The sequence below is a fragment of the Pseudomonas paralactis genome (assembly GCF_001439735.1).
Classification (GTDB): Bacteria; Pseudomonadota; Gammaproteobacteria; order Pseudomonadales; family Pseudomonadaceae; genus Aquipseudomonas; species Aquipseudomonas paralactis.
This window is the reverse complement of the sequence record NZ_JYLN01000004.1, coordinates 251,648-275,356: the sequence shown is the minus strand read 5'-3', so window position 1 is coordinate 275,356 and position 23,709 is coordinate 251,648. Positions and strand designations below refer to the sequence as shown.

19 protein-coding genes are annotated in these 23,709 nt (G+C 60.4%); 2 read left to right on the top strand and 17 right to left on the bottom strand.

Annotated features, from left to right (window positions below; genetic code table 11):
- Positions 1–32: 32 nt before the first annotated feature.
- From hutG to hutC, 12 genes are all read right to left on the bottom strand, one after another.
- On the bottom strand, positions 33–836 hold the full coding sequence (hutG, locus tag TX23_RS12790; RefSeq protein ID WP_057702468.1) for an N-formylglutamate deformylase: 804 nt from the start codon (positions 834–836) through the stop codon (positions 33–35).
- 11 nt (positions 837–847) lie between these two features.
- Positions 848–2,053: an imidazolonepropionase gene (hutI, locus tag TX23_RS12785; RefSeq protein WP_057702467.1), complete on the bottom strand. Its 1,206-nt coding sequence runs from the start codon at positions 2,051–2,053 to the stop codon at positions 848–850.
- A gap of 15 nt (positions 2,054–2,068) precedes the next feature.
- Positions 2,069–3,478 (bottom strand): amino acid permease, encoded by a 1,410-nt coding sequence (locus tag TX23_RS12780; RefSeq protein WP_005783962.1) that lies wholly within the window; start codon positions 3,476–3,478, stop codon positions 2,069–2,071.
- Positions 3,479–3,636: 158 nt separating this feature from the next.
- A complete protein-coding gene (gene hutH, locus TX23_RS12775; RefSeq protein ID WP_057702466.1) occupies positions 3,637–5,169 on the bottom strand; it encodes a histidine ammonia-lyase in 1,533 nt (510 codons plus the stop codon).
- Between the two features lie 32 nt (positions 5,170–5,201).
- Positions 5,202–6,710 (bottom strand): HAL/PAL/TAL family ammonia-lyase, encoded by a 1,509-nt coding sequence (locus tag TX23_RS12770; protein WP_057702465.1) that lies wholly within the window; start codon positions 6,708–6,710, stop codon positions 5,202–5,204.
- Between the two features lie 121 nt (positions 6,711–6,831).
- Complete coding sequence (locus tag TX23_RS12765; protein ID WP_057702464.1) at positions 6,832–7,656, bottom strand: quaternary amine ABC transporter ATP-binding protein; 825 nt, start codon at positions 7,654–7,656, stop codon at positions 6,832–6,834.
- The gene (locus TX23_RS12760; RefSeq protein ID WP_032878340.1) at positions 7,653–8,504 is read right to left on the bottom strand and encodes an ABC transporter permease; all 852 of its coding nucleotides are present in this window, start codon (positions 8,502–8,504) and stop codon (positions 7,653–7,655) included. The genes TX23_RS12765 and TX23_RS12760 overlap by 4 nt, the downstream gene beginning before the upstream one ends.
- Positions 8,505–8,575: 71 nt before the next feature.
- Positions 8,576–9,541, bottom strand: coding sequence for an ABC transporter substrate-binding protein (locus TX23_RS12755; RefSeq protein WP_057702463.1), 966 nt, complete (start codon positions 9,539–9,541; stop codon positions 8,576–8,578).
- 69 nt (positions 9,542–9,610) lie between these two features.
- Positions 9,611–11,056: a purine-cytosine permease family protein gene (locus tag TX23_RS12750; protein ID WP_057702462.1), complete on the bottom strand. Its 1,446-nt coding sequence runs from the start codon at positions 11,054–11,056 to the stop codon at positions 9,611–9,613.
- A gap of 148 nt (positions 11,057–11,204) precedes the next feature.
- On the bottom strand, positions 11,205–12,875 hold the full coding sequence (gene hutU, locus TX23_RS12745; protein ID WP_014716533.1) for a urocanate hydratase: 1,671 nt from the start codon (positions 12,873–12,875) through the stop codon (positions 11,205–11,207).
- A gap of 401 nt (positions 12,876–13,276) precedes the next feature.
- Positions 13,277–13,837 carry a HutD/Ves family protein gene (locus tag TX23_RS12740; RefSeq protein WP_057702461.1) on the bottom strand — a complete coding sequence of 187 codons (561 nt, stop codon included), beginning with the start codon at positions 13,835–13,837 and terminating at the stop codon, positions 13,277–13,279.
- Complete coding sequence (hutC, locus tag TX23_RS12735) at positions 13,834–14,544, bottom strand: histidine utilization repressor (RefSeq protein ID WP_232910453.1); 711 nt, start codon at positions 14,542–14,544, stop codon at positions 13,834–13,836. Before hutC ends, TX23_RS12740 begins: the two co-directional genes overlap by 4 nt.
- Before the next feature lie 147 nt (positions 14,545–14,691).
- Here hutC and TX23_RS12730 point away from each other — a divergent pair, with 147 nt between their 5' ends.
- Entirely contained in the window at positions 14,692–16,056 is a 1,365-nt protein-coding gene (locus tag TX23_RS12730) for a formimidoylglutamate deiminase (RefSeq protein ID WP_057702459.1), read from the top strand.
- A 126-nt stretch (positions 16,057–16,182) separates the two neighbouring features.
- On the opposite strand, the gene TX23_RS12725 is transcribed toward TX23_RS12730, so the two are convergent.
- From TX23_RS12725 to TX23_RS12710, 4 genes are all read right to left on the bottom strand, one after another.
- Complete coding sequence (locus TX23_RS12725) at positions 16,183–16,752, bottom strand: lipocalin family protein (protein WP_057702458.1); 570 nt, start codon at positions 16,750–16,752, stop codon at positions 16,183–16,185.
- A 30-nt stretch (positions 16,753–16,782) separates the two neighbouring features.
- On the bottom strand, positions 16,783–17,037 hold the full coding sequence (locus tag TX23_RS12720; RefSeq protein WP_057702457.1) for a hypothetical protein: 255 nt from the start codon (positions 17,035–17,037) through the stop codon (positions 16,783–16,785).
- Between the two features lie 223 nt (positions 17,038–17,260).
- Positions 17,261–18,268, bottom strand: a complete 1,008-nt coding sequence (locus TX23_RS12715) for a class 1 fructose-bisphosphatase (protein WP_032894007.1) — start codon at positions 18,266–18,268, stop codon at positions 17,261–17,263.
- Between the two features lie 216 nt (positions 18,269–18,484).
- Positions 18,485–20,935 (bottom strand): glycogen/starch/alpha-glucan phosphorylase, encoded by a 2,451-nt coding sequence (locus TX23_RS12710; protein WP_057702456.1) that lies wholly within the window; start codon positions 20,933–20,935, stop codon positions 18,485–18,487.
- A 238-nt stretch (positions 20,936–21,173) separates the two neighbouring features.
- Between TX23_RS12710 and TX23_RS12705 the strand changes: the two genes are divergently transcribed.
- Positions 21,174–21,608 carry a YkgJ family cysteine cluster protein gene (locus TX23_RS12705; protein ID WP_003187815.1) on the top strand — a complete coding sequence of 145 codons (435 nt, stop codon included), beginning with the start codon at positions 21,174–21,176 and terminating at the stop codon, positions 21,606–21,608.
- A 195-nt stretch (positions 21,609–21,803) separates the two neighbouring features.
- Here TX23_RS12705 and typA read toward each other — a convergent pair whose 3' ends face one another.
- Positions 21,804–23,624, bottom strand: a complete 1,821-nt coding sequence (gene typA / locus TX23_RS12700) for a translational GTPase TypA (protein ID WP_057702455.1) — start codon at positions 23,622–23,624, stop codon at positions 21,804–21,806.
- Between the last annotated feature and the right edge of the window lie 85 nt (positions 23,625–23,709).

The following is a 23,709-nucleotide window of genomic DNA, read 5'->3' as shown; positions in this document are numbered from 1 at the left end:
CGATCATCTACAAGCCGATGATCGCCGCTCTTTTACTTCCCGTACCGTTGGCCGCCCCATGCCAAAAGAGCGTCCAGCAACTGCCTTAACACCACTCGCGTCGGCGCGGCCAAATCCTCGCGATAACGGAACGGCTCAAACTCTTCCATATAGGTGCTCTGGCACAACTCCAGTTGCACGGCATGGATATCTTGCGCCGGGTCACCGTAGTGCCGGGTGATATGGCCGCCCTTGAAGCGCCCGTTCAGCACATGGGTGTACTGGGGATGCTGGGCGCAGATGGCTTCCAACTGACTGGCCAATTCTGGATCGCAGGCGGCGCCATTGAAGGTGCCGAGGTTGAAATCCGGTAATTTGCCGTCGAACAAGTGTGGGATCACCGAGCGGATCGAGTGCGCGTCGAACAGCAGCGCGTAGCCGAACTCGGCCTTGAGGCGTGCCAGTTCTTCTTGCAGTTGGCGGTGGTACGGCCCCCAGATTTTTTGCAGGTAACTGGCCCGTTCTTCTTCGGAGGGCGTTTGCCCTTCACGGAACAACGGCACGCCATCGAACAGCGTCTGCGGATACAGGCCAGTAGTGGCGCCGGCATACAGCGGCTTGTTATCGGAAGGGCGGTTCAAGTCGATGACAAACCGCGAGTACTCTGCCGCCAGGGTGCTGGCGCCCAGTTCTTGGGCAAAGTCATACAACAGCGGTATATGCCAGTCGGTGTCCGGCAGGCTTTGCGCCTGGGGGATCAACCCGGACTCGACCGCAGGGGTGAGCCGCAGGCCGGCGTGGGGCATGCTGATCAGCAGCGGTACGCGGCCTTGTTTGAATGTCAGAACCTTATCCACAACACCACTCCTTATGCAGTGACGTCGGCGCCGTGGCGCACAACGCGTTTATCCAACTCGCCGCCCAGCCAGTAGGCAAGGTCGGCGGGGCGATCAATCTGCCAGGCAACAAAGTCGGCAACCTTGCCCGCTTCCAGGGAACCATGGGTATCGCCCATGCCCAACGCGGTGGCCGCGTGTTGCGTGGCGCCGGCCAGGGCTTCTTCCGGGGTCATGCGAAACAGGGTGCAGGCCATGTTCAGCATCAAACGCACCGACAACGCCGGGGAAGTGCCGGGGTTGAGATCGCTGGCGATGGCGATCTTCACGCCGTGCTTGCGCAGGGCCTCCATGGGCGGCAACTGGGTTTCACGCAGAAAGTAAAATGCACCCGGCAGCAACACCGCAACGGTGCCGGCAGCGGCCATGGCGATGGCGTCTTCTTCGGTCATGAACTCAAGGTGGTCGGCCGACAGCGCGTGATAACGCGCCGCCAGGCTGGAACCGTGCAGCGACGAGAGCTGCTCGGCGTGCAGCTTCACCGGCAAGCCAAGCTGTTGGGCAACCTTGAACACGCGCTCGACCTGTTCGGGGGAGAACGCCAGGTATTCACAGAAAGCATCCACCGCATCCACCAGGCCTTCTGCGGCCAGCGCCGGCAGCATCTCATTGCAGATGTGCTCAATGTAATCATCGGCGCGGTCTTTATACTCCGGCGGCAGCGCATGAGCGGCCAGGCACGTGGCGCGCACGCTGACCGGCAGCGCGTCGCCCAGGCGCCGGGCCACGCGCAACATCTTGCGCTCGTTGGCCAAGTCCAGGCCGTAGCCGGACTTGATCTCTACCGTAGTGACACCATCACGCAGCAGACTGCGCAGGCGCTTTTCAGCACTGGCAAACAGTTCATCTTCCGTGGCGGCGCGGGTGGCACGCACGGTGCTGGCAATACCGCCGCCCTTGGCCGCGATGTCGGCGTAGCTGACGCCTTCGAGGCGCTGCTCGAATTCGCCGCTGCGGTTACCGCCAAACACAGTGTGGGTGTGGCAGTCGATCAGCCCGGGGGTGACCCACGCGCCTTGCAGGTCATACACCTGGGCGTAATCGCCCGTGGGTACCTGGCTGCGCGGGCCGATCCACTCGATCAGCGAGCCCGCAGTCACCATGGCGGCATCCTCGATAATCGAGTATCTGCCCTCAGCCATGGTTGCGACGTGGCAGTGTTGCCAAAGGGTTTTCATCAACGCCTCCCTAAGTTATCGATGAGACAAAGCCTGTTCGTAATGGACCTTGGCCGCTTGCCCGGCGGCGGGTTTGACCCACAGCAGGTACGCGACGATCAGCAGCACAATCCATACGGCGCCGACCATCAAGGCGGCCTGGGTGTCCGGGAAGTAACCGAGCACACCAAACACGAACAGCATGAATACAATGGCCGCTGCCGGCGCATAGGGCCAGAACGGCACCGGGAATTTCAGTTCGGCGACCTGCTCTTTGGTCATTGAGCGACGCATGGCGACCTGGGTAAACAGGATCATCAGCCATACCCACACAGTGGCGAACGTGGCAATCGAAGCGATCAGCAGGAATACGTTTTCCGGGATCAGGTAGTTGAGCACCACGCCGCCGAGCAACGCGGCGCCCATCACCACCACGGTCATCCACGGCACGCCCTGTTTGGACAATTGCGCGAAGCCCTTGGGCGCCTGGCCTTGCTGGGCCAGGCCGTACATCATGCGACCGGCACCGAAGATGTCGCTGTTGATGGCCGACACCGCAGCCGAAATCACCACGATATTGAGGATGGTCGCCGCCGAGCCTATCCCCAGGTTACTGAAGATCTGCACAAACGGGCTGCCCTGGCTGCCGATCTGCGGCCACGGGTAGATCGCCATCAACACGAACAGAGTCAGCACGTAGAACAACAGGATACGCAGCGGCACCGCGTTGATCGCCTTGGGGATCACCCGCTGCGGGTCTTTGGCTTCACCGGCAGTGATACCGATGATTTCGATACCGCCGAACGCAAACATCACCACCGCAAACGAGGCGATCAACCCGCCAATGCCGTTGGGCATAAAGCCGCCGTGGGCCCACAGGTTACTCAGCCCGCTAGCCTGGGTTTCACCGGCAGAGTGAATACCGAACAGCATGATGCCGAAGCCGCCGAGGATCATCGCCACGATGGCACCGACCTTGAGCAACGACAGCCAGAACTCCATTTCGCCAAAGACTTTGACGTTGCACAGGTTCAGGCCACCGATCAAAAACACAATGCCCAGCACCCAGACCCAACGGGCTACCTCGGGAAACCAGAAGCCCATGTAGATGCCGAACGCGGTGACGTCGGCCAGGCAGACGATGATCATTTCAAAGGCGTAGGTCCAGCCGAGGATAAACCCGGCCATAGGCCCCAGGTAGGTGCTGGCGTAGTGGCCGAAGGAGCCGGACACCGGGTTATGCACGGCCATTTCGCCGAGGGCACGCATCACCATGAACACGGCGGCGCCGCCGATCAGGTAAGCCAGCAGTACGGCAGGGCCAGCCATCTGGATGGCGGAGGCAGACCCATAGAACAGCCCGGTGCCAATCGCGGAACCGAGTGCCATAAAGCGAATATGTCGGGCGTTGAGCCCGCGTTTCAAACCTTTTTCTGGCTGGTGCATTTCTCTTCCCTATTATTCTTATCCCGAGAAAATCTGAATCTGGCGAAAATCAATGTGGGAGCTGGCTTGCCTGCGATGGCGGATTTCCAGCCAGCCCATCTGGCGCAGACACACCGCTATCGCAGGCAAGCCAGCTCCCACATTGGGTACCGGTGAGCTTAAAGGCTCGGCAGCAACTTGGCCGGTACCAGCTCATTCAGGCAGCGGGTGGCGAGCAGTTCGCTGGCGGCGTTGATGTCTGGGGCGAAGAAGCGGTCCTTGTCATAGAACGCCACTTTGTCGCGCAGGATGCCGCGGGCTTTTTCCAGTTTTGGCGAGGTTTTCAGGCCATCGCGCAGGTCCAGGCCCTGGCAGGCTGCAAGCCACTCAACGGCCAGAATGCCACGGGTGTTCTCGGCCATTTCCCACAGGCGCTTGCCGGCAGCCGGGGCCATGGACACGTGGTCTTCCTGGTTGGCCGAAGTCGGCAGGCTGTCGACGCTATGGGGATGGGCCAACGCCTTGTTCTCGCTGGCGAGCGCGGCAGCGGTCACCTGGGCAATCATGAAACCGGAGTTCACCCCGCCATTGCCCACCAAAAACGGCGGCAATTGCGACATGTGTTTGTCCATCATCAACGAGATACGTCGCTCACTCAGCGAGCCGATTTCGGCAATCGCCAGCGCCATGTTATCGGCGGCCATGGCCACGGGTTCGGCGTGGAAGTTGCCGCCGGAAATCACATCGCCTTCGGCGGCAAATACCAGCGGGTTATCCGACACGGCGTTGGCTTCCACGACCAGCACTTCGGCGGCCTGGCGGAACTGGGTCAGGCAGGCGCCCATGACCTGTGGTTGGCAACGCAGGGAGTACGGGTCTTGCACCTTGTCGCAGTTCTGGTGGGACTGGGATACCTGGCTGCTTTCGCCCAACAGATCGCGATAGGCCGCAGCCGAATCGATCTGCCCGCGCTGGCCACGAGCGGCATGAATGCGCGCATCGAAAGGCGAGCGCGAACCCAATACCGCTTCCACGGTCAGGCCGCCACACGCAAGCGCACCGGCGAACAGGTCTTCACCTTCGAACAGGCCGCGCAATGCATAAGCGGTGGACACCTGGGTGCCGTTGAGCAGGGCCAGGCCCTCTTTGGCGGCCAGGGTCAGCGGCGTCAGGCCAGCCACTTTCAGCGCTTCGGTCGCCTCCAGCCACTCGCCCTTGTAGCGTGCCTTGCCTTCGCCAAGCAGTACCAGAGACATATGCGCCAAGGGCGCCAAGTCACCGGAGGCGCCGACCGAACCCTTGAGCGGAATGTGCGGGTACACCTGGGCATTGATCAGCGCGATCAGCGCGTCGATCACCTGGCGACGAATCCCGGAGAAGCCGCGACTCAGGCTGTTGACCTTGAGCACCATCACCAGTCGCACCAGCGCATCGCTGATCGGCTCACCGACACCGGCAGCGTGGGACAGCACCAGGGAACGCTGGAGGTTTTCCAGGTCTTCACTGGCAATGCGGGTCGAGGCCAGCAGGCCAAAACCGGTGTTGATGCCATAGGCAGTGCGGTTCTCGGCGAGGATCTGCTCCACGCAGGCAACACTGGCTTCGATCTGGGCCGAGGCACTGTCATCCAGGCTGAGGGTTACCGGCTGCTGGTAGATGGCACGCAGTTGGGCGAGGCTCAGTTGGCCTGGAATCAGGTTTAGCGCAGTCACATTCGTTCTCCTTGTGAATTATTCTTAAGTGTTCAGTGCAAATTCGGTAACGCAGTGTCTTTAAGCAAGCGGGCAGCGGCGGCAATATCCGGCGCCAGCCAGCGGTCCTGTTCGTAAGCGGGGACCACTTCGCGCAGCAAGCGCCAGGCATGGTCGGTGCCGGCGCCGAAGCGCTGGCTCTTGAGGAACTCGAACGCCTGAGCCGCCAGCAGGTATTCGATGGCAAGAATCTGGGTAAGGTTGGCCAGTACCTGGTGCAGCTTGAGCGCGGCGTTGGTGCCCATGCTCAAGTGGTCCTCCTGCAGGCCCGAGGTGACGAAGTTGTCGAGCACCGCCGGTTGCGCCAGCTGACGGTTTTGCCCGCACAGGGACGCGGCGACGTACTGCACGATCATCATTCCGGAGTTGACCCCGGGGTTGCTGACCAGAAAGGCCGGCAAGCCGCTGACGTGCGGATTGATCAGGCGGTCCAGGCGGCGCTCGGCCACCGAGCCGATTTCGGCCATGGCGATGGCGAGCATGTCGGCCGCCAGCGCCACGGACTGGCCGTGGGGGTTGGCCTGGGACACTACGCGGTAGCTGACCGGTGTGCCGAGCACCAAAGGGTTGTCGGTGGCGCTGTTGAGTTCGGTCTCGATCTGGCGCGTGGCGTGCTCCACCTGATCGCGGGCCGCGCCGTGAATCTGCGGGATCGAGCGAAGGCTCAAGGCGTCCTGGGTGCGGATGCCTTTGCTGCCGGCGATCACTTCACTGCCGTCGAGCAGAGCACGCAGGTTACTGCCCACTTGCTGCATACCCGGGTGCGGCTTGAGGGCGATGATTTCTGCGTCAAAGGCGTCGATCTGGCCGCGTTGGGCTTCGAAACTCATGGCACCGACCACGTCGGCCCATTGCAACAGGTGGTGCGCGTCGGCCAGGGCCAGGCAACTCAGCCCGGTCATGCACGGCGTGCCGTTGACCAGGCAAAGGCCGTCCTTGGCACCGAGCACCACCGGCTGCAAGCCTTCAGCCTGCAACGCGTATTGCGCCGTGACGATCCGGCCGCGGTAGCTCACATTGCCGATACCGAGCAACGCCACGCCAATATGGGCCATGTGGGTCAGATACCCCACCGAGCCCTGGGACGGCACCTGCGGCGTGATGCCGTGATTGAGCAGCGCCAGCAGCGAGTGCACCACCTGCGGGTGCAGCCCGGATTTACCGTGGCTGTAGTTGATGATTGCCGCGCAGATTATTGCCCGGGTCTGCTCGTCACTGAGCACCGGGCCCACGCCGCAGGCATGGCTGAGCAGCGTATTGCGCGACAGTTGGCTCAGTTGCTCGCCCTCAAGCGACACATTGCACAACGCGCCCAGGCCGGTGTTCACGCCATAGGCGCGTTCGCCGCTGGCGACGATGCGCTGCACGATGGCCTGGGCATTGTCGATGCGCGCCCAGGCGTGGCCCGAGAGTTCGAGCACGGCGCCGTGGCGGGCGACGGCGGCCACGTCCTGCCAGCGCATGGGGGCATCGGCGATGATGATTTTGGTTGCCTGGGACATCGTTGACCTCTTCATATTCTCTAAACCTTTGGCGGCCTCATCGCGGGCAAGCCCGGCTCCCACATTTGAACTGTGTGAACCCAATCAAATGTGGGAGCTGGCTTGCCTGCGATGGCGTCCGTCAGACCACCGCCGCCCGGCGCTGAACAAAGCGGTCCACATACTCATCCGCCGGCGAATGCAGGATCTCCCGCGGCGTGCCGACCTGGATCAGCTTGCCGTCCTTGAGGATCGCAATGCGGTTACCAATGCGCACGGCTTCGTCGAGGTCATGGGTGATAAACACGATGGTTTTGTGCAGGGTCTTTTGCAGCTCAAGCAACTGGTCCTGCATTTCGGCGCGGATCAGCGGGTCGAGGGCGCTGAAGGCTTCGTCCATCAGGATGATGTCGGTGTCTGCAGCCAAGGCGCGGGCCAGGCCGACACGCTGGCGCATACCGCCGGACAGCTGATGCGGGTACTTGTTTTCATAGCCCTTGAGGCCCACGGTTTCGATCCAGTGCAGGGCGCGCTCGGCACACACTTGCCTGGTTTCACCGCGTACTTTGAGGCCGTAGGCGACGTTGTCGAGCACGCTCTTGTGGGGCAGCAGGCCGAAGCTCTGGAACACCATGCTGATCTTGTGGCGACGGAATTGGCGCAGGGCTTCCATGTCCAGTTGCAGGATGTCTTCGCCGTCCACCAGGATCGCGCCACTGGTGGGATCGATCAGGCGGTTGAAATGGCGCACCAGGGTGGACTTGCCGGAGCCCGACAGGCCCATGATCACGAAAATCTCACCGGTGGCGATGCTCAGGGACAGATCGTTCACGCCGACCACGCAACCGGTCTCGGCCAGTATCTGGTCCTTGGTCTTGCCCTGGCCAACCAGCGCCAGCGCTTCGCTGGAACGGTTGCCGAAGATCTTGAAGACGTTTTTGACTTCGATTTTGCTGACAGTCGTCATTTGCTCGCCTCATGCCGTGGGCGGCCATAAGCCTGGGTAATGCGGTCGATGACCACTGCAAGAATCACGATCGCCAGCCCGGCTTCAAGGCCGCGGCCAACGTTGAGGGTCTGGATGCCGACAAGCACGTCTTCACCCAAGCCACGGGCCCCGATCATTGAGGCGATCACCACCATCGACAGCGCCATCATGGTGGTCTGGTTGATCCCGGCCATGATGCTCGGCAACGCCAGCGGCAATTGCACGCCGAACAGTTGCTGCCAGCGGTTGGCGCCGAAGGCGTTGATGGCTTCCATGACTTCGCCATCGACCTGGCGAATGCCCAGGTCGGTCAGGCGAATCAGTGGCGGCGCGGCGTAGATCACCGTGGCGAAAATCGCCGGCACCTTGCCCAGGCCGAACAACATCAGCACCGGGATCAGGTACACGAAGCTGGGCATGGTTTGCATGATGTCCAGCAGCGGCATCAACACCGAACGCAGGCGATTACTGCGCGCCGACAGGATGCCCAGGGGGATGCCGATCAACACCGAAATCACCGTGGCCACCATCATCAGTGCCAGGGTTTGCATCAGCTTGTCCCACAGGCCAACGGCGCCCACCAGGAACAGCAGACCGACGATCACCGCCGTGGTCACCAGCTTGCGCGTGGCGTGCCAGGCGATGCCCCCGACAATGGCCAGCATCAGCCACCAGGGCGCCATGCGCAGCAGGCCTTCCAGGTTAACGATGGCCCATAGCAGGGTGTCGGAGATGTGCCGGAACACATCGCCGTAGTTGGTGACCAGTGAATCCACCCAACCGTTGACCCAGTCGGCGATGGAAAAGGTAAAACTCTCAGGAAACATATCGTGCTCTCGATCCAGTGGGTTGTGGCCAGCCGCCCGGCCACCCTTGAGGGTAGCCGCGCACACTTGACCTACAAGGCCGCGTCGATTTTCTTGGCTGCGTCGTCGCTCACCCAGGCGTGCCAGACTTCAGGATGTTCCTTGAGGAAAATTTTCGCCAGTTTCGGCGACTCGATACGTTCCTTGGCCATGCGGCCCAGGTTCTGGTTCAGCAGGTCGATGGGCAGGTTGACCTTTTCCAGCACGGCCACCAGTTCCGGGGCTTGCTCGTGGAAAGTCTTGGAGAGGCCGACCTTGATGCTCACGCTTTTATCCACGCCGGGCTTTTCTTCCAGCTTGACCAGGTCGACCTGGCCCATCAGCGGCGTCGGCGACCAGTAGTAAAACAGGATCGGCTCGCCACGCTTGTAGCTCGACAGCACCGCCGCATCCAACGCCGGGCCGGTGCCCGGGCGGAAGTTGGTATAGGTGCTTTCCAGGCCGTAGTTCTTGAGCATTTCGCTGTTGTCCAGCTCGCAGGTCCAGCCGGCCGGGCAGTTGTAGAAACGGCCCTTGGACGGTTCTTCCTGATCCTTGAATACCGAGGCGTACCTGGCCAGGTCAGCGATGTTTTTCAGGTCCGGTGCCTTGGCTTCCAGCTTGCGTTTGGCATCACCTTCGATCACATAGCGCGGCACGTACCAGCCCTCCACCGCACCAACCACCGGGGCGCCAACACCGACAACCTTGCCGGCCTTTTCGGCCTTGTTCCAGACTTCGCTGCGGCCCACCCACTCTTCGGCGAACACCTGAATATCGTTGCTGCTCAAGGCGTTTTCCATGGTGATGGAGTTGCCCGGCAGGCTGTCGGTTTTGCAGTCGTAGCCTTTTTCCAGCACGGTTTGCAGGATGTCGGTGAGCAACATGCCGCTTTCCCAATTCAGCCCGGCGAATTTCACCGGCTTGCCGGATTCGCACCAGCCGGCCGCCTGGGCGCCGGCACTCGCCAGCAAGCCCGCAGAGAGCAACGTAGTCAGCAGGGTCTTATGCATTTTCATTGTTGTGACGCTCCCAATCATGAAATGGATTACGGCAGTCAAAAGGCGTCCTGCCTTGTCCACGTCCCATCAGGCTTGTGCAGCCAGCCCGTCTGTTGTGGGTAAAGCGCCCTGCTCTTTCGGCAGGATCAGGTGATCGGGTACCGTGCCGTGCCATTTTTTCGCACACACGTAATAGAGGGCCGCGGGCAGCACCAGGCCGATGATCCAGGAAATATCCACGTCACCCAGCGCGGCCACCAAAGGACCGGTGTAGAACTTGGTCGAGATGAACGGCAACTGCACCAGCACGCCGAAGACATACACGCTGATACCCAGCAAGTTCCAGCGACCATAACGACCGTTGGGGTCGGCCAGTGCCGGCACGTCATAGCGTTCGCGGGTTATGCAGTAGTAATCCACCAGATTGATCGCGCTCCAGGGCGTGAAAAACGCCAGCAGGAACAGGATGAACGACTTGAATGCACCGAGGAACGAGTGCTGGCCGAGCAAGGCGATCAGGGTTGCCGTACCGACGATGGCCAGCACGAACACCAGGCGTTGCAGACGCGTGACCTCCAGGCGTCCACGGAAACCGCTGATGATGGTCGCAATGCACATGAAGCTGCCGTAGGAGTTGAGCGTGGAGATGGTGACCTTGCCGAATGCGATGCTGAAATACAGCAACGCAGCGGTAGCTCCCGTGCCGCTCAAGCCCACGATGTAGGCCACTTCATGCCCGGCAAACTGGCCGTTGGACATGGCCGCGGCGAACACGCCGAGCACCATTGCCACCTGCGCGCCGATGACCGAACCCGCGCCGGCGGCGAGAAAGGTTTTCACTGACGACGTGTTGCTCGGCAGGTAACGCGAATAGTCCGCCACGTAGGGGCCGAAAGCGATCTGCCAGGAGGCCGCAAGCGACACGGCCAACAGAAAGCTGCTCCAGCTGAAGTGGCGGATTTGCAGGAGCGCGCCAACGTCGGTCTGGCTCACCAGGCGACTGAACAGATATACAAAGGCAATCACACCGATGATGCTGGCGACACGGCCGATGAAGTGGATCACCCGGTAACCCAGTACGGTGACCAGCACGATGACACTGGCGAAAATCAGAATACCTACGCTGTCGCTGACTCCGAACAATTGACCCAGCGCCTGACCCGACAGCACGGTGCCGGTCGCGGTGAAACCCACGTACATCAAGCACACCAGCACGATCGGGATAGCCGCGCCATACACGCCGAACTGCACCCGGCTGGAGATCATCTGCGGCAAGCCAAGCTTGGGCCCTTGCGCGGCATGCAACGCCATGACGCCGCCGCCGATCAGTTGACCGATGAGCAGGCCGATCAACGACCAGAACACATCACCACCCAGCACCACGGCCAACGCCCCGGTGACAATCGCAGTGATCTGCAGGTTGGCACCCATCCACAGGGTGAACTGGCTGAATAGACGACCGTGTCTTTCCGCTTCCGGGATGTAGTCGATCGAACGTTTCTCGATCAACGGGGTGGTGTCGTTTGCAGCCATGTTGTTCAACCTCTGATGGATTGTTTTGTATGCATCTTGCTCTTCTGTGGGAGCTGGCTTGCCTGCGATAGCATCGCCTCGGTCTTACTGTCAGACCGCGTCGTCTGCATCGCAGGCAAGCCAGCTCCCACAGGTACTGCGCCAGCCGTTACTTGATCATCGGCAGGTTCAGGCCCTGTTCCTTGGCGCAGTCGATAGCAATCTGATAACCCGCATCGGCATGACGCATCACCCCGGTCGCCGGGTCGTTGTGCAGCACCCGCGCAATCCGCTCGGCCGCTTCGTCAGTACCGTCGCAGACGATTACCATCCCTGAGTGCTGGGAGAAGCCCATGCCCACACCGCCGCCGTGGTGCAACGAGACCCAGGTCGCACCGCTCGCGGTATTGAGCAAGGCATTGAGCAACGGCCAGTCGGACACGGCATCGGAGCCATCCTGCATGGCTTCGGTTTCACGGTTGGGGCTGGCGACAGAGCCCGAGTCCAGGTGGTCACGGCCAATCACGACCGGCGCGGACAGCTCGCCGCTGCGCACCATTTCGTTGAACGCCAGGCCCAACTTGGCGCGTTGGCCCAGGCCGACCCAGCAGATACGTGCCGGCAGGCCCTGGAAGCTGATGCGCTCGCGGGCCATGTCCAGCCAGTTGTGCAGGTGGGCGTCATCCGGGATCAGTTCTTTGACTTTGGCGTCGGTCTTGTAGATGTCTTGCGGGTCGCCGGACAGCGCCGCCCAGCGGAACGGGCCGATACCACGGCAGAACAGTGGGCGGATGTAGGCCGGTACGAAGCCCGGGAAGTCGAACGCGTTTTCCACGCCCTCTTCCTGGGCCATCTGGCGGATGTTGTTGCCGTAGTCGAAGGTCGGGATGCCTTGCTTCTGGAATTCGAGCATGGCTTTAACGTGCACGGCCATCGACTGCTTGGCGGCCTTGATCACGGCAGCCGGCTCGGTTTTGGCGCGAGCGCGATATTCGTCCCAGGTCCAGCCGGCAGGCAGGTAGCCATTGAGCGGGTCGTGGGCGCTGGTCTGGTCGGTGACCATGTCCGGGCGCACGCCACGCTTGACCAGCTCCGGCAAAATCTCGGCGGCGTTGCCCAGCAGGGCGATGGAGATGGCTTTGCCTTCCTTGGTGTATTTGGCAATGCGCGCCAGGGCGTCGTCGAGGTCGGTGGCTTGCTCGTCGACATAGCGGCTGTTCAAACGGAAGTCGATGCTGACCTGCTGGCACTCGATGTTCAGCGAGCAGGCGCCGGCCAGGGTCGCGGCCAATGGCTGTGCGCCGCCCATGCCGCCGAGGCCCGCGGTGAGGACCCAACGGCCGGTGAGGTCACTGTTGTAATGCTGGCGCCCGGCTTCGACGAAGGTTTCGTAGGTGCCCTGAACGATGCCCTGGCTGCCGATATAGATCCAGCTGCCGGCGGTCATCTGGCCGTACATGGCCAGGCCTTTGGCATCCAGCTCGTTGAAGTGTTCCCAACTGGCCCAGTGCGGCACCAGGTTGGAGTTGGCGATCAACACGCGCGGGGCGTTGCTGTGGGTCTTGAACACGCCGACCGGCTTGCCGGATTGTACCAGCAGGGTTTCGTCGTCGTTCAGATTGGTGAGGCTCTCGACGATCTGGTCGTAGCATTCCCAGTTGCGCGCCGCACGGCCGATACCGCCGTAAACCACCAGTTCCTTGGGGTTCTCGGCCACTTGCGGGTCGAGGTTGTTCATTAACATGCGCAACGGCGCTTCGGTCAGCCAGCTTTTGGCGGTGAGCTTGTTACCGCGGGCGGCGCGGATTTCGACGTCACGGTATTTTGTAGGCTTGGTCACAGCTAGGACTCCTCGGCGAACGATGCGCGGACACTGATGGTGCGAAGTCTTACGCACACATCTTTACTTGTATGTACAAGCATATGCAATCGAGCGGCCAACTTTAGCCGGGAGGGGTTGGGATTTTTTTGCACGGGGCGTGCGAGCCTTGTAAATCAAGGCTTCAACGCTTGATGAAATTTCTTACGGAGGTTTTATGCAGCTAGGGGAATTTGTCACGGCAGCGAAGCTTTGCATCACGCTGGGGCGTTCGGTAACAAATGGGTGCGCGGGTTGGAAACAGATTCTGTGAACCATGCAAAAACAAATGTGGGAGCTGGCTTGCCTGCGATAGCAGTGTGTCAGTCAGCACATCCTAGGCTGATACACCGCTATCGCAGGCAAGCCAGCTCCCACAGTTTTTAACCGAGTGCGGTCAGTTCGATTACGCAGCTGCGGCCGCTGACCGAGATATCCAGCAAGCCAGTGTTACCGTCCACTTGCAGGCAATCGTGATGGCCGAGCGTCTCGCCCAACACCTTCACTTCATCCGCCACGCTGAAGACCAACACCGTCTGGGCTGTGCTGAAAAACTGCTGCACGCCATCCACCCACTGCAAGCGTGCATGGTAACGCTGTGGCGAGTAGATCAGGTTGAAGTCGCGAATCGGCCCAGTGATCAAACGGCATGACACCTGGCTTTCGCCGTTGAACGCGAACGGCTGCAACGGTAACAAGCCGCGTTGCTCCTCACCATCTACGGTCAGCACCATACCGGCGCCTTTGATCACGGTGATCACGCGCTGGTAACCGGCAAAGGTAGAAAACCCACCCGACTCGGCGATATCGGCAATCGACAAACGCCAGCCAAATCCATCCAGGCCGGTGCCGGCGTCGCGGCTGATTTCTTCGGTGCTGCCGCCCCCGTTTTTCCACGGCATGCGCACGTAGTCGGCGGCGCGCCAGACCTTCGCTGTACTCATTTGCTGAACCGTCCTTCCAGGCTGTGACGGGAACCGGGGTGGATCAATCGCGCAGCGGTGACCGGCTGGCGACCCGACCAGGTGCGACGGCGAATCAACAGGCAGGGCTCGCTCGGCTCGATCTGCAACAGCTTGCACTCGTCTGCATCGGCCAGGATCGCTTCGACCACATGCTCACCCTCGGTGAGCGGCGCGACCTGGTTCAAATAGGCATAAGGGGTTTGCTGGGTGAAGTCCTGATGCAAGTACTCGGGTGCGACCAGGGCGTTGACGAAACGGTCTTCGATTTGCACGGGAATGTCGTTTTCGTAATGCACGATCAGCGAGTGAAACACGCGCCCGCCTTCGCGCATTTCCAGGGCGACGGCGCGTTCGGAGCCCGCGGCCTCTTCGCCCAGGGTGATGACCTGGCACGTATGCCGATGCCCACGGGAAGCGATTTCATCGGCAATGTTATGCACTTCAAACAGTGCCGACTGGCTCTTCGGCTCGGCCACGAAGGTCCCGACGCCTTGCATACGCACCAGCAAGCCTTCGGCGGTGAGTTCGCGCAGGGCACGGTTGATGGTCATGCGGCTGAAACCCAACTGGCTGACCAGTTCGCTTTCCGACGGAACGCGGTAATGGGGCGGCCAGTTGCCGTTGAGGATCTGCTGGCTGATCATCTGTTTGACGCGGGCATACAAGGGCGCCGGACTTTCGTCCATGTGGGCAGCCAGCGAAGACTTGGCAGGCGGAGTCGGCACGAGGAATCCTTGCAGGGGAAAAAGATGCATAGATTGCCGGAGTTTACCGAGCAGGCAAACGTCTGTATATGTATATACAAATAAACACACGACCGGGGTGCCTTGATCATGTCCGCTTTCTTTGCCGAACGCGCACTGCTGCCTAATGGATGGGCCAACGATGTACGTCTTGAAGTCAGCGCCGGTGGCCTGCTGACAAAGGTTGAGCCCAATGCCGGTGCAGAAGGCGCCGAACGGCTCAGAGGCCCGGTTTTGGCGGGCATGCCGAACCTGCACTCCCATGCGTTCCAGCGCGCCATGGCGGGTTTGGCCGAAGTGGCCGGCAACCCCAATGACAGCTTCTGGACCTGGCGCGATTTGATGTACCGGATGGTCGGCAAAATCAACCCCGAGCAGTTACAGATCATCGCCCGTCAGCTGTATATCGAAATGCTCAAGGCCGGCTACACCTCGGTGGCCGAGTTTCATTACGTGCATCACGATACCAATGGCCAGCCTTACGCCGACCGTACGGAACTGTCACGCCAGATCAGCCTGGCGGCCGCCGGCAGCGGCATCGGCCTGACCTTGCTGCCGGTGCTGTATACCCACGCAGGTTTCGGTGGCCAGGCGCCGAATGAAGGGCAACGCCGGTTTATCAACAGCACCGAACACTACCTGGACCTGCAAGCGCGTTTGCAGCCGATCCTGGCGGCCCAGCCTGCGCAGCAACTGGGGCTGTGTTTCCACTCTCTGCGTGCAGTCACCCCCGAACAGATCCAGCAAGTGCTGGCTGCCAGTGACAAGACCTGCCCGGTGCATATCCATATCGCCGAGCAACAAAAAGAAGTCGACGATTGCCTGGCCTGGAGCGGCAAGCGCCCGCTGCAATGGCTGTATGACAACGTTGAAGTGGACGAGCGCTGGTGCCTGGTACACGCCACCCATGCCGATGCTGACGAAGTGACACTCATGGCCAAGAGCCGAGCGATTGCCGGTTTGTGCCTGACCACCGAAGCCAATCTGGGCGATGGGATTTTCCCGGCGGTGGATTTTCTCGCCCAGGGCGGACGCATGGGTATCGGCTCCGACAGCCATGTGTCGCTGAGCGTGGTGGAGGAGCTACGTTGGTTGGAATATGGCCAGCGCCTGCGTGACCAACGGCGTAATCGCCTGTATCGCAGTGATCAACCGATGGTTGGCCGCACGCTGTTCGATGCTGCGCTGGACGGTGGCGCACAAGCGCTGGGCCAGCCGATTGGGCGGCTGGAAGTAGGCAAGCGTGCGGATTGGATTGTGCTGGACGGTAGCGACCCGTACCTGGCGACGGCCAGTGAGGATGGGATTCTCAATCGCTGGCTATTTGCAGGTGGCGATCGCCAAGTGCGCGACGTGCTGGTCAATGGCAAGTGGGTGGTGCGAGATGGGCATCATGCAGGTGAAGAAGACAGCAGCCGGGCATTCACCCAGGTATTGAAGGATTTGCTGAACTAACGGCCAACCCATAACAACTGTGGGAGCTGGCTTGCCTGCGATACAGCCACCTCGGTGCATCAGTTACACCGGGTGGATGCTATCGCAGGCAAGCCAGCTCCCACATTTGATTGGGGATGCTGCCAATTACTGGGACGTCTTTGCCATCTGCTTGTCCGACGTACGCCAGATCAACCGCGTGGTGTCATAGCCTTGCTGTCGCGCCCTGCTGAGCAGGTCTTCGCGGGTATCGGCACTCACCGTCGGCGTGCGCGACAGGATCCACATGTAGCGACGGCTCGGGCTGCCGACGATGGCGGTCTTGTAATCATCACTGACATACAGCACCCAGTAATCGCCCTTGGCAACGCCCGGCAACAGTGATGTAAACCAGTTATTGAATTCTACCCACAGCTTGTCTGTCTTGCCTGGCACCTGCGGCGTGGCCGTGCCTTTGGCTTCTTGCCACTTCCATTCAGGCGTCAAGCAGCGGTTGAACACCGACATGTCGCCATCGGGCAGCAAGGTGTAACGCGCCTCGGATTGCGCGCAGTTGCGCTGGAAGTACATCGGCAATCGAGCCAACTCATACCAGGTGCCCTGGTAACGCTTGAGGTTGACGTTGGTTGCCGTCTTGGGTTGCAGATCATCGCCAGAATGGCTGGCGCAGCCCGCCAAAAACAGGCTGGCGCAAAGGAACAAAACAAAACGCATCATTCTTCTTCTCCCGCAGGCTCGCGCCCCGGTTTACTTCAGGCCTTGCCCGGAAAACATCAGAACTTTGTCACCGGCGTACTGCACGCTGATAAAGCTGTTTTTATCGCCCCAGGTGCAGCTGGACATGCCCAGTGCGCCGGAACAATCGGTCGGCTTGCCCAGCAACGACTCCACCTCGGCCTTGGCCATGCCGGCCGACAGTTTCTGGTAGTTTTCTTGATTGACCTTGCTGCAAGCGGCTAAAAGCACGCAAAAAGTCAGCAGGGCGAGACGGCGTAAAGACATGGAAAAGCTCCTGGAGAGACAAAGCAGCTGGGGTATCTGCCAGAAGCTTAGAAGGGAAAAGGGGTGTCTGGTTCCCGGCAAGCGAAAACAAAAAAGCCCCGAAAACGCTGAAACGTTTCGGGGCCCAGGGTAGGAGCGAGCTTGCTCGCGAAGAACGTTAATGATGACGCGGGCTGTCTGGATGCCCGCGTTGCCTATCAGCTTTTCGCGAGCAAGCTCGCTCCTACTTGTGATAGGCCGTCACGCGCTCAACTTCTTCCTTCGAACCCAGGAATACCGCCACACGCTGGTGCAGGCCTTCAGGCTGGATGTCGAGAATGCGCTGATGGCCGTCGGTCGAAGCACCGCCTGCCTGCTCAACCAGGAACGACATCGGGTTGGCTTCGTACATCAGGCGCAGCTTGCCCGGCTTGGACGGCTCGCGGCTGTCGCGTGGGTACATGAACAAGCCACCACGGGTCAGGATGCGGTGTACATCGGCGACCATCGCGGCGACCCAGCGCATGTTGAAGTTCTTCTTCAACGGGCCTTCTTCGCCTTCCATCAACTCGTTGACGTAGCGCTTCACCGGTTCTTCCCAGTGACGCTGGTTGGACATGTTGATGGCGAATTCCTGGGTAGAAGCAGGAATCGAAATATCTTCGTGGGTCAGCACGAAGCTGCCCATTTCGCGGTCCAGAGTGAAGCCTTTGACGCCGTCGCCCAGGGTCAGCACCAGCATGGTCTGTGGGCCGTAGATCGCGTAACCGGCAGCCACCTGCTCGGTGCCTGGCTGCAGGAAGGCCTTTTCGTTCAGGGCTTCGTTCTGGCTCAGGTATTCGTTGGGGCAACGCAGTACCGAGAAGATGGTGCCGACCGGTGCGTTGATGTCGATGTTGGACGAACCGTCCAGTGGGTCGAATACCAACAGGTATGCGCCCTTCGGGTATTTGCCCGGGATCTGGTAGGCATTGTCCATTTCTTCGGACGCCATACCGGCCAGGTGGCCGCCCCACTCGTTGGCTTCGAGCAGGATTTCGTTGGACAGCACATCCAGTTTCTTCTGCACTTCGCCCTGCACGTTTTCAGTGCCCATGCTGCCCAGGACACCGCCCAGTGCGCCTTTGGAAACGGCGTGGCTGATTTCCTTGCAAGCACGCGCCACCACTTCGATAAGGAAGCGCAGATCGGCAGGCGTGTTGTTGCTGCGGGTCTGCTCGATCAAATAGCGACTCAAGGTAACGCGGGACATGGAAGGCTCCGGAGAATGGGGGGCTAAAAACCCGCGCAGTTTAGCGCGAGTCGGGGCTGATTTCCTCTAATCAGAGGATTTAACGCCAATAGAGTTCACGACCCGGCTTGATGTGGGAGGGGGCTTGCCCGCGATTGCGGTCATTCAGTCAATGCATGAGTGACAGATCAACCGCTATCGGGGGCAAGCCCCCTCCCACATTTTTAACCGCAGGGGTCAGTCGAGGGCTTTCCAGATCTCGGTGGCGTACTCGCGGATGGTGCGGTCCGAGCTGAACCAGCCCATGCGCGCGGTATTGAGCACCGCCGAACGCCACCACGCCTTGGAGTCGTGCCAATGCGCTTCGACCCGCGCCTGAGCGTCCCAGTAAGAGTCAAAGTCAGCACATACCAGGAAGCGGTCATAGTCGATCAGCCCGTCGATCAGGCCCACATAGCGCCCAGGATCATCCGGCGAGAACACCCCACCACGGATCGCTTGCAGCACGTCGTTTAAACGATGGGACGCAGCGATGTCCGGCCCGGCGTTGAATTCACCGGCGTGCTTGCGGGCTTCCACCTGCTGGGCACTGAGGCCGAAGATAAACATGTGCTCGGCGCCGACCCGCTCGTGCATTTCCACGTTGGCGCCGTCCATGGTGCCGATGGTCAGCGCACCGTTGAGGCCGAACTTCATATTGCTGGTGCCCGAGGCTTCAAAGCCGGCCGTGGAGATCTGCTCGGACAAATCCGCCGCCGGAATAATGCTTTCCGCCAGGCTGACGTTGTAGTTGGGCAGGAACACCACCTTGAGCAAACCGCGCACGGTCGGGTCGTTGTTGACGGTGCGGGCGATGTCGTTGGTCAACTTGATGATCAGCTTGGCCTGGTGGTAACTGGCCGCAGCCTTGCCGGCGAAGATCTTCACCCGAGGCACCCAGTCGGTGCCCGGCTCGGCGCGAATCGCCTGATACAGCGCCACGGTGTGCAGCAGGTTAAGCAGTTGGCGCTTGTACTCATGGATGCGCTTGACCTGCACATCGAACATCGCCGCCGGGTTAATCGCGATACCCAGGCGCTCATGAATGATCTGGGCCAGTGCACGCTTGCTGTGCAGGCGCTGTTCGGCGAAGGACTTGCGAAAAGCCTGTTTCTCGGCGAACGGCTCCAATTCGATCAAACGCTGCTCGGGCTGGTCGAGAATATCCGGCCCCAGGGCTTCCACCAGCATATCGGTGAGCTTGGGGTTGGCCTGGTACAGCCAGCGGCGGAAGGTAATGCCGTTGGTTTTGTTGTTGATGCGCTCGGGATACAGCTTGTGCAGCTCGGAGAACACCGTGCTGCGCATCAATTGGGTATGCAGGCCCGATACGCCATTGACGCTATGGGAGCCGAGGAAGGCCAGATTGCCCATGCGCACGCGGCGGCCGTTGTCTTCTTCGATCAGCGAGACGGCGCGCAGCACGTCGAAGTCATGGATGCCCTTGGCGCGCAGCGAGTCAATGTGCTGGGCGTTGATCAAGTAGATGATCTGCATATGCCGGGGCAACATGCGCTCCATCAGACCTACCGGCCAGGTTTCCAGCGCTTCGGGCAGCAAGGTGTGGTTGGTGTACGAAAGCGTCTCGACGGTGACATCCCACGCGGCTTCCCACGGTACATCGTGCAGGTCGACCAGTTGGCGCATCAACTCGGCCACGGCGATGGACGGGTGAGTGTCGTTGAGCTGGATGGCGGCGTGTTCGCCCAGGCTGAGCACCGAACCGTGCATGTTCTTGTGGCGGCGCAGCAAGTCCTGCAGGGACGCGGAGACGAAGAAGTATTCCTGGCGCAGGCGCAGTTCCTGCCCTGCTTCGGTGCTGTCGGCCGGGTAAAGCACGCGGGAGATGCTTTCGGCACGGGCCACTTCGGCGACGGCGCCCAAGTGGTCACCGGCATTGAAGCGCTCCAGGTGCAAGTCTTCCACCGCCCGTGCCCGCCAAAGGCGCAGGGTGTTGACGCTGGCGCCACGCCAGCCGACGACCGGGGTGTCATAGGCCACAGCCCTGACGGTTTCGTTGGGTGACCACACCTGGATCATCTTGCCGGAGGCGTCCGCCAGGGTTTCGACGCTGCCGCCAAAGCCGATCGGGTAAATCACTTCGGCGCGTTCGAATTCCCAAGGGTTACCGAAATCCAGCCAGCGTTCGGTCTGTTCCTGCTGCCAGCCGTCAACGATGGCCTGGCGGAACAAGCCGTGTTCGTAGCGGATGCCGTAACCGTGACCGGCAATACCCAGGGTCGACATGCTTTCCATAAAGCACGCCGCCAAACGGCCCAGGCCACCATTGCCGAGCGCCGCGTCGGGCTCCAGCAGGCGAATGCGCTCCAGATCCACGCCCAGCTCCGACAGCGCTTCACGGGCAATCTCCAACACGCCCAGATTGCTCAGGCTGTCGTACAGCAGACGGCCAATGAGAAATTCCAGCGAAAGGTAGTAAACGCGCTTCTGGCCTTTGCGATAAATACGCCGCGTGTGGTCCATCCAGTGATCGACCATCTGGTCGCGGGCGGCCAGGGCAATGGCTTCGAACCAGTCATGGTCGAAGGCGTGATCCGGGTCCTTGCCCACCGCGTAGGTGAGTTTGGTCAAGACAGCATCGCGGAATGCGGCTACCTCTGCTTCTCGTGCAAGCGGTTCCTGAGACATCGGTGCGACCTCGGGCGAGATTGAAGGAGTTGCTAGAGCCTAGTCGGTCTGACAGACGGTAGACGTGCTGGTTCGGCAGTTTTTTAACTCATTCACCGTTGGCTTGAATTTGATGCAGGGGTCGTGCCCGATCTGGCCGCGGCGAAGCCTTTGAGCTGAAACCTGCAAAATATTGTTCAAAAAACCACCAATCCCGGTATGATCCCGCGCCCGTATACCGCCCCACCCTGGAACCCTGATGAAGCCTCAACTGATCGCCGCCGCGGAACTCGACCGTCTAGAGACCTGGCAGAAATATTCCGCCCACATGTGCGGCGGCTGCGTGTCCAGCTGCTGCACCCTGCCGGTTGAGGTGAAGATCAAGGACCTGATCCGTATTGGCATCGTCGATGAGTTCGAGCGCGGCGACCCGCCGAAGAACATCGCCAAGCGCTTGCAGAAGGAAGGCATCGTCGAGCGCTACAACAACAAATCCGAGATTTTTACCCTGCAGCGCATGAGCAACAATGATTGCCTGTACCTGGATCGTAAGACGCGCTTTTGCACTATTTATGACAAGCGCCCGGATACCTGCCGCAACCACCCCAAAATCGGGCCGCGGCCGGGGTATTGCGCGTACAAGCCCAAGGAAGTGGTGCGCGAGACCAACTTCAAGACCCTCGACAAGTTCTGATCCGGATTTTGTAGTGCCCTCAAGGGCCTCATCGCAGGCAAGCCAGCTCCCACATTTGAATGTATTCACAGATCCAAAATGTGGGAGCCGGGCTTGCCCGCGATGAGGCCGGCACAGTCACCACAAAACCTGCGGGCATAAAAAAACGCCCCCGGCCTTTCGACCGGGGGCGTTTTTCATTCAGCCTGAGTTAACTCAGTTCTTGGCTTTCTTGGCAGCGCGGGTACGCTCGCCTTCGTCCAGGATCTTCTTACGCAGGCGGATCGACTTAGGCGTGACTTCGCACAGCTCGTCGTCCTGGATGAATTCCAGGGCCTGTTCCAGGGTGAAGCGAACAGGTGGAACCAGAGCGATGGTTTCGTCTTTGCCCGAAGCACGCATGTTGTCGAGCTTCTTGCCTTTGGTTGGGTTGACGCCCATGTCGTTGTCACGGCTGTTCAGACCAACGATCTGGCCGTTGTAGATCTCTTGACCGTGTTCAACGAACAGCTTGCCACGCGCCTGGAGGGTTTCCAGGGAGTAGGTCAGCGCCTTGCCGGTTTCTACCGATACCAGAACACCGTTCTGACGGCCGGACATGTCGCCGGACTTCATGGTGTCGTAGCGATCGAAGATCGAGGTCAGGATGCCAGCACCGTTGGTCAGGGTCAGGAACTGGTTACGGAAACCGATCAGACCACGAGCAGGAATGTTGTATTCCAGACGTACACGGCCTTTGCCATCCGGCACCATGTTGGTCAGGTCGCCCTTACGCAGGCCCATCTCTTCCATGACCTTGCCCTGGGATTCTTCAGGGGTGTCGATGGTGACGTTTTCGAACGGTTCCTGCTTCACGCCGTCAACCTGACGGATGATCACTTCCGGACGACCAACACCCATTTCGAAGCCTTCGCGACGCATGGTTTCGATCAGTACCGAGAGGTGCAGCTCACCACGGCCGGAGACCTTGAACTTGTCAGCCGAGTCGCCTTCTTCAACGCGCAGAGCAACGTTGTACAGCAGCTCCTTGTCCAGACGCTCCTTGATGTTACGGGAGGTCACGAACTTGCCTTCTTTACCGCAGAACGGCGAGTCGTTTACCTGGAAGGTCATGGAAACGGTTGGCTCGTCAACGGTCAGAGGCTTCATCGCCTCGACGTTGTCCGGCTGGCACAGGGTGTCGGAGATGAACAGCGAGTCCATACCGCTCACGCACACGATGTCACCGGCGAACGCTTCTTCAACGTCTACACGGTGCAGACCGTGGTGACCCATCAGCTTCAGGATACGACCGTTACGCTTCTTGCCGTCGGCGCCGATAGCGACAACCGGAGTGTTCGGCTTGACGCTACCACGAGCGATACGGCCAACGCCGATAACACCCAGGAAGCTGTTGTAGTCCAGTGCCGAGATTTGCATCTGGAACGGGCCGTCACGGTCAACTTTTGGCGCAGGTACGTTGTCGACGATCGACTGGTACAGCGGGGTCATGTCTTCAGCCATGTCGGTGTGGTCAAGACCAGCAATACCGTTCAGGGCCGAGGCGTAGATGACTTGGAAGTCCAGTTGTTCTTCGGTAGCACCCAGGTTGTCGAACAGGTCGAAGATCTGGTCCAGAACCCAGTCCGGACGTGCGCCTGGACGGTCAACCTTGTTGATGCACACGATCGGACGCAGGCCGGCTTCGAAAGCCTTCTTGGTCACGAAACGGGTTTGCGGCATAGGGCCGTCTTGAGCGTCAACCAGCAGCAGAACGGAGTCAACCATCGACATTACGCGTTCTACTTCGCCGCCGAAGTCGGCGTGGCCCGGGGTATCCACGATGTTGATGTGGTAGCCGTTCCAGTTGATAGCGGTGTTTTTTGCCAGGATGGTAATACCGCGCTCTTTTTCCTGGTCGTTGGAGTCCATCACGCGCTCGTCGTTGAGCTCGTTGCGCTCCAGGGTGCCGGATTGACGCAGGAGTTTGTCTACCAGGGTGGTTTTACCATGGTCAACGTGAGCAATGATGGCGATGTTACGTAGATTTTCGATCACTTGTGTATCTCGATCAGAGGATTCGGTGTGCTGACAGGTCGTGGCAGCGATTAACAGTAGAGTCAGGCCTTGCCGTTACAGCTTG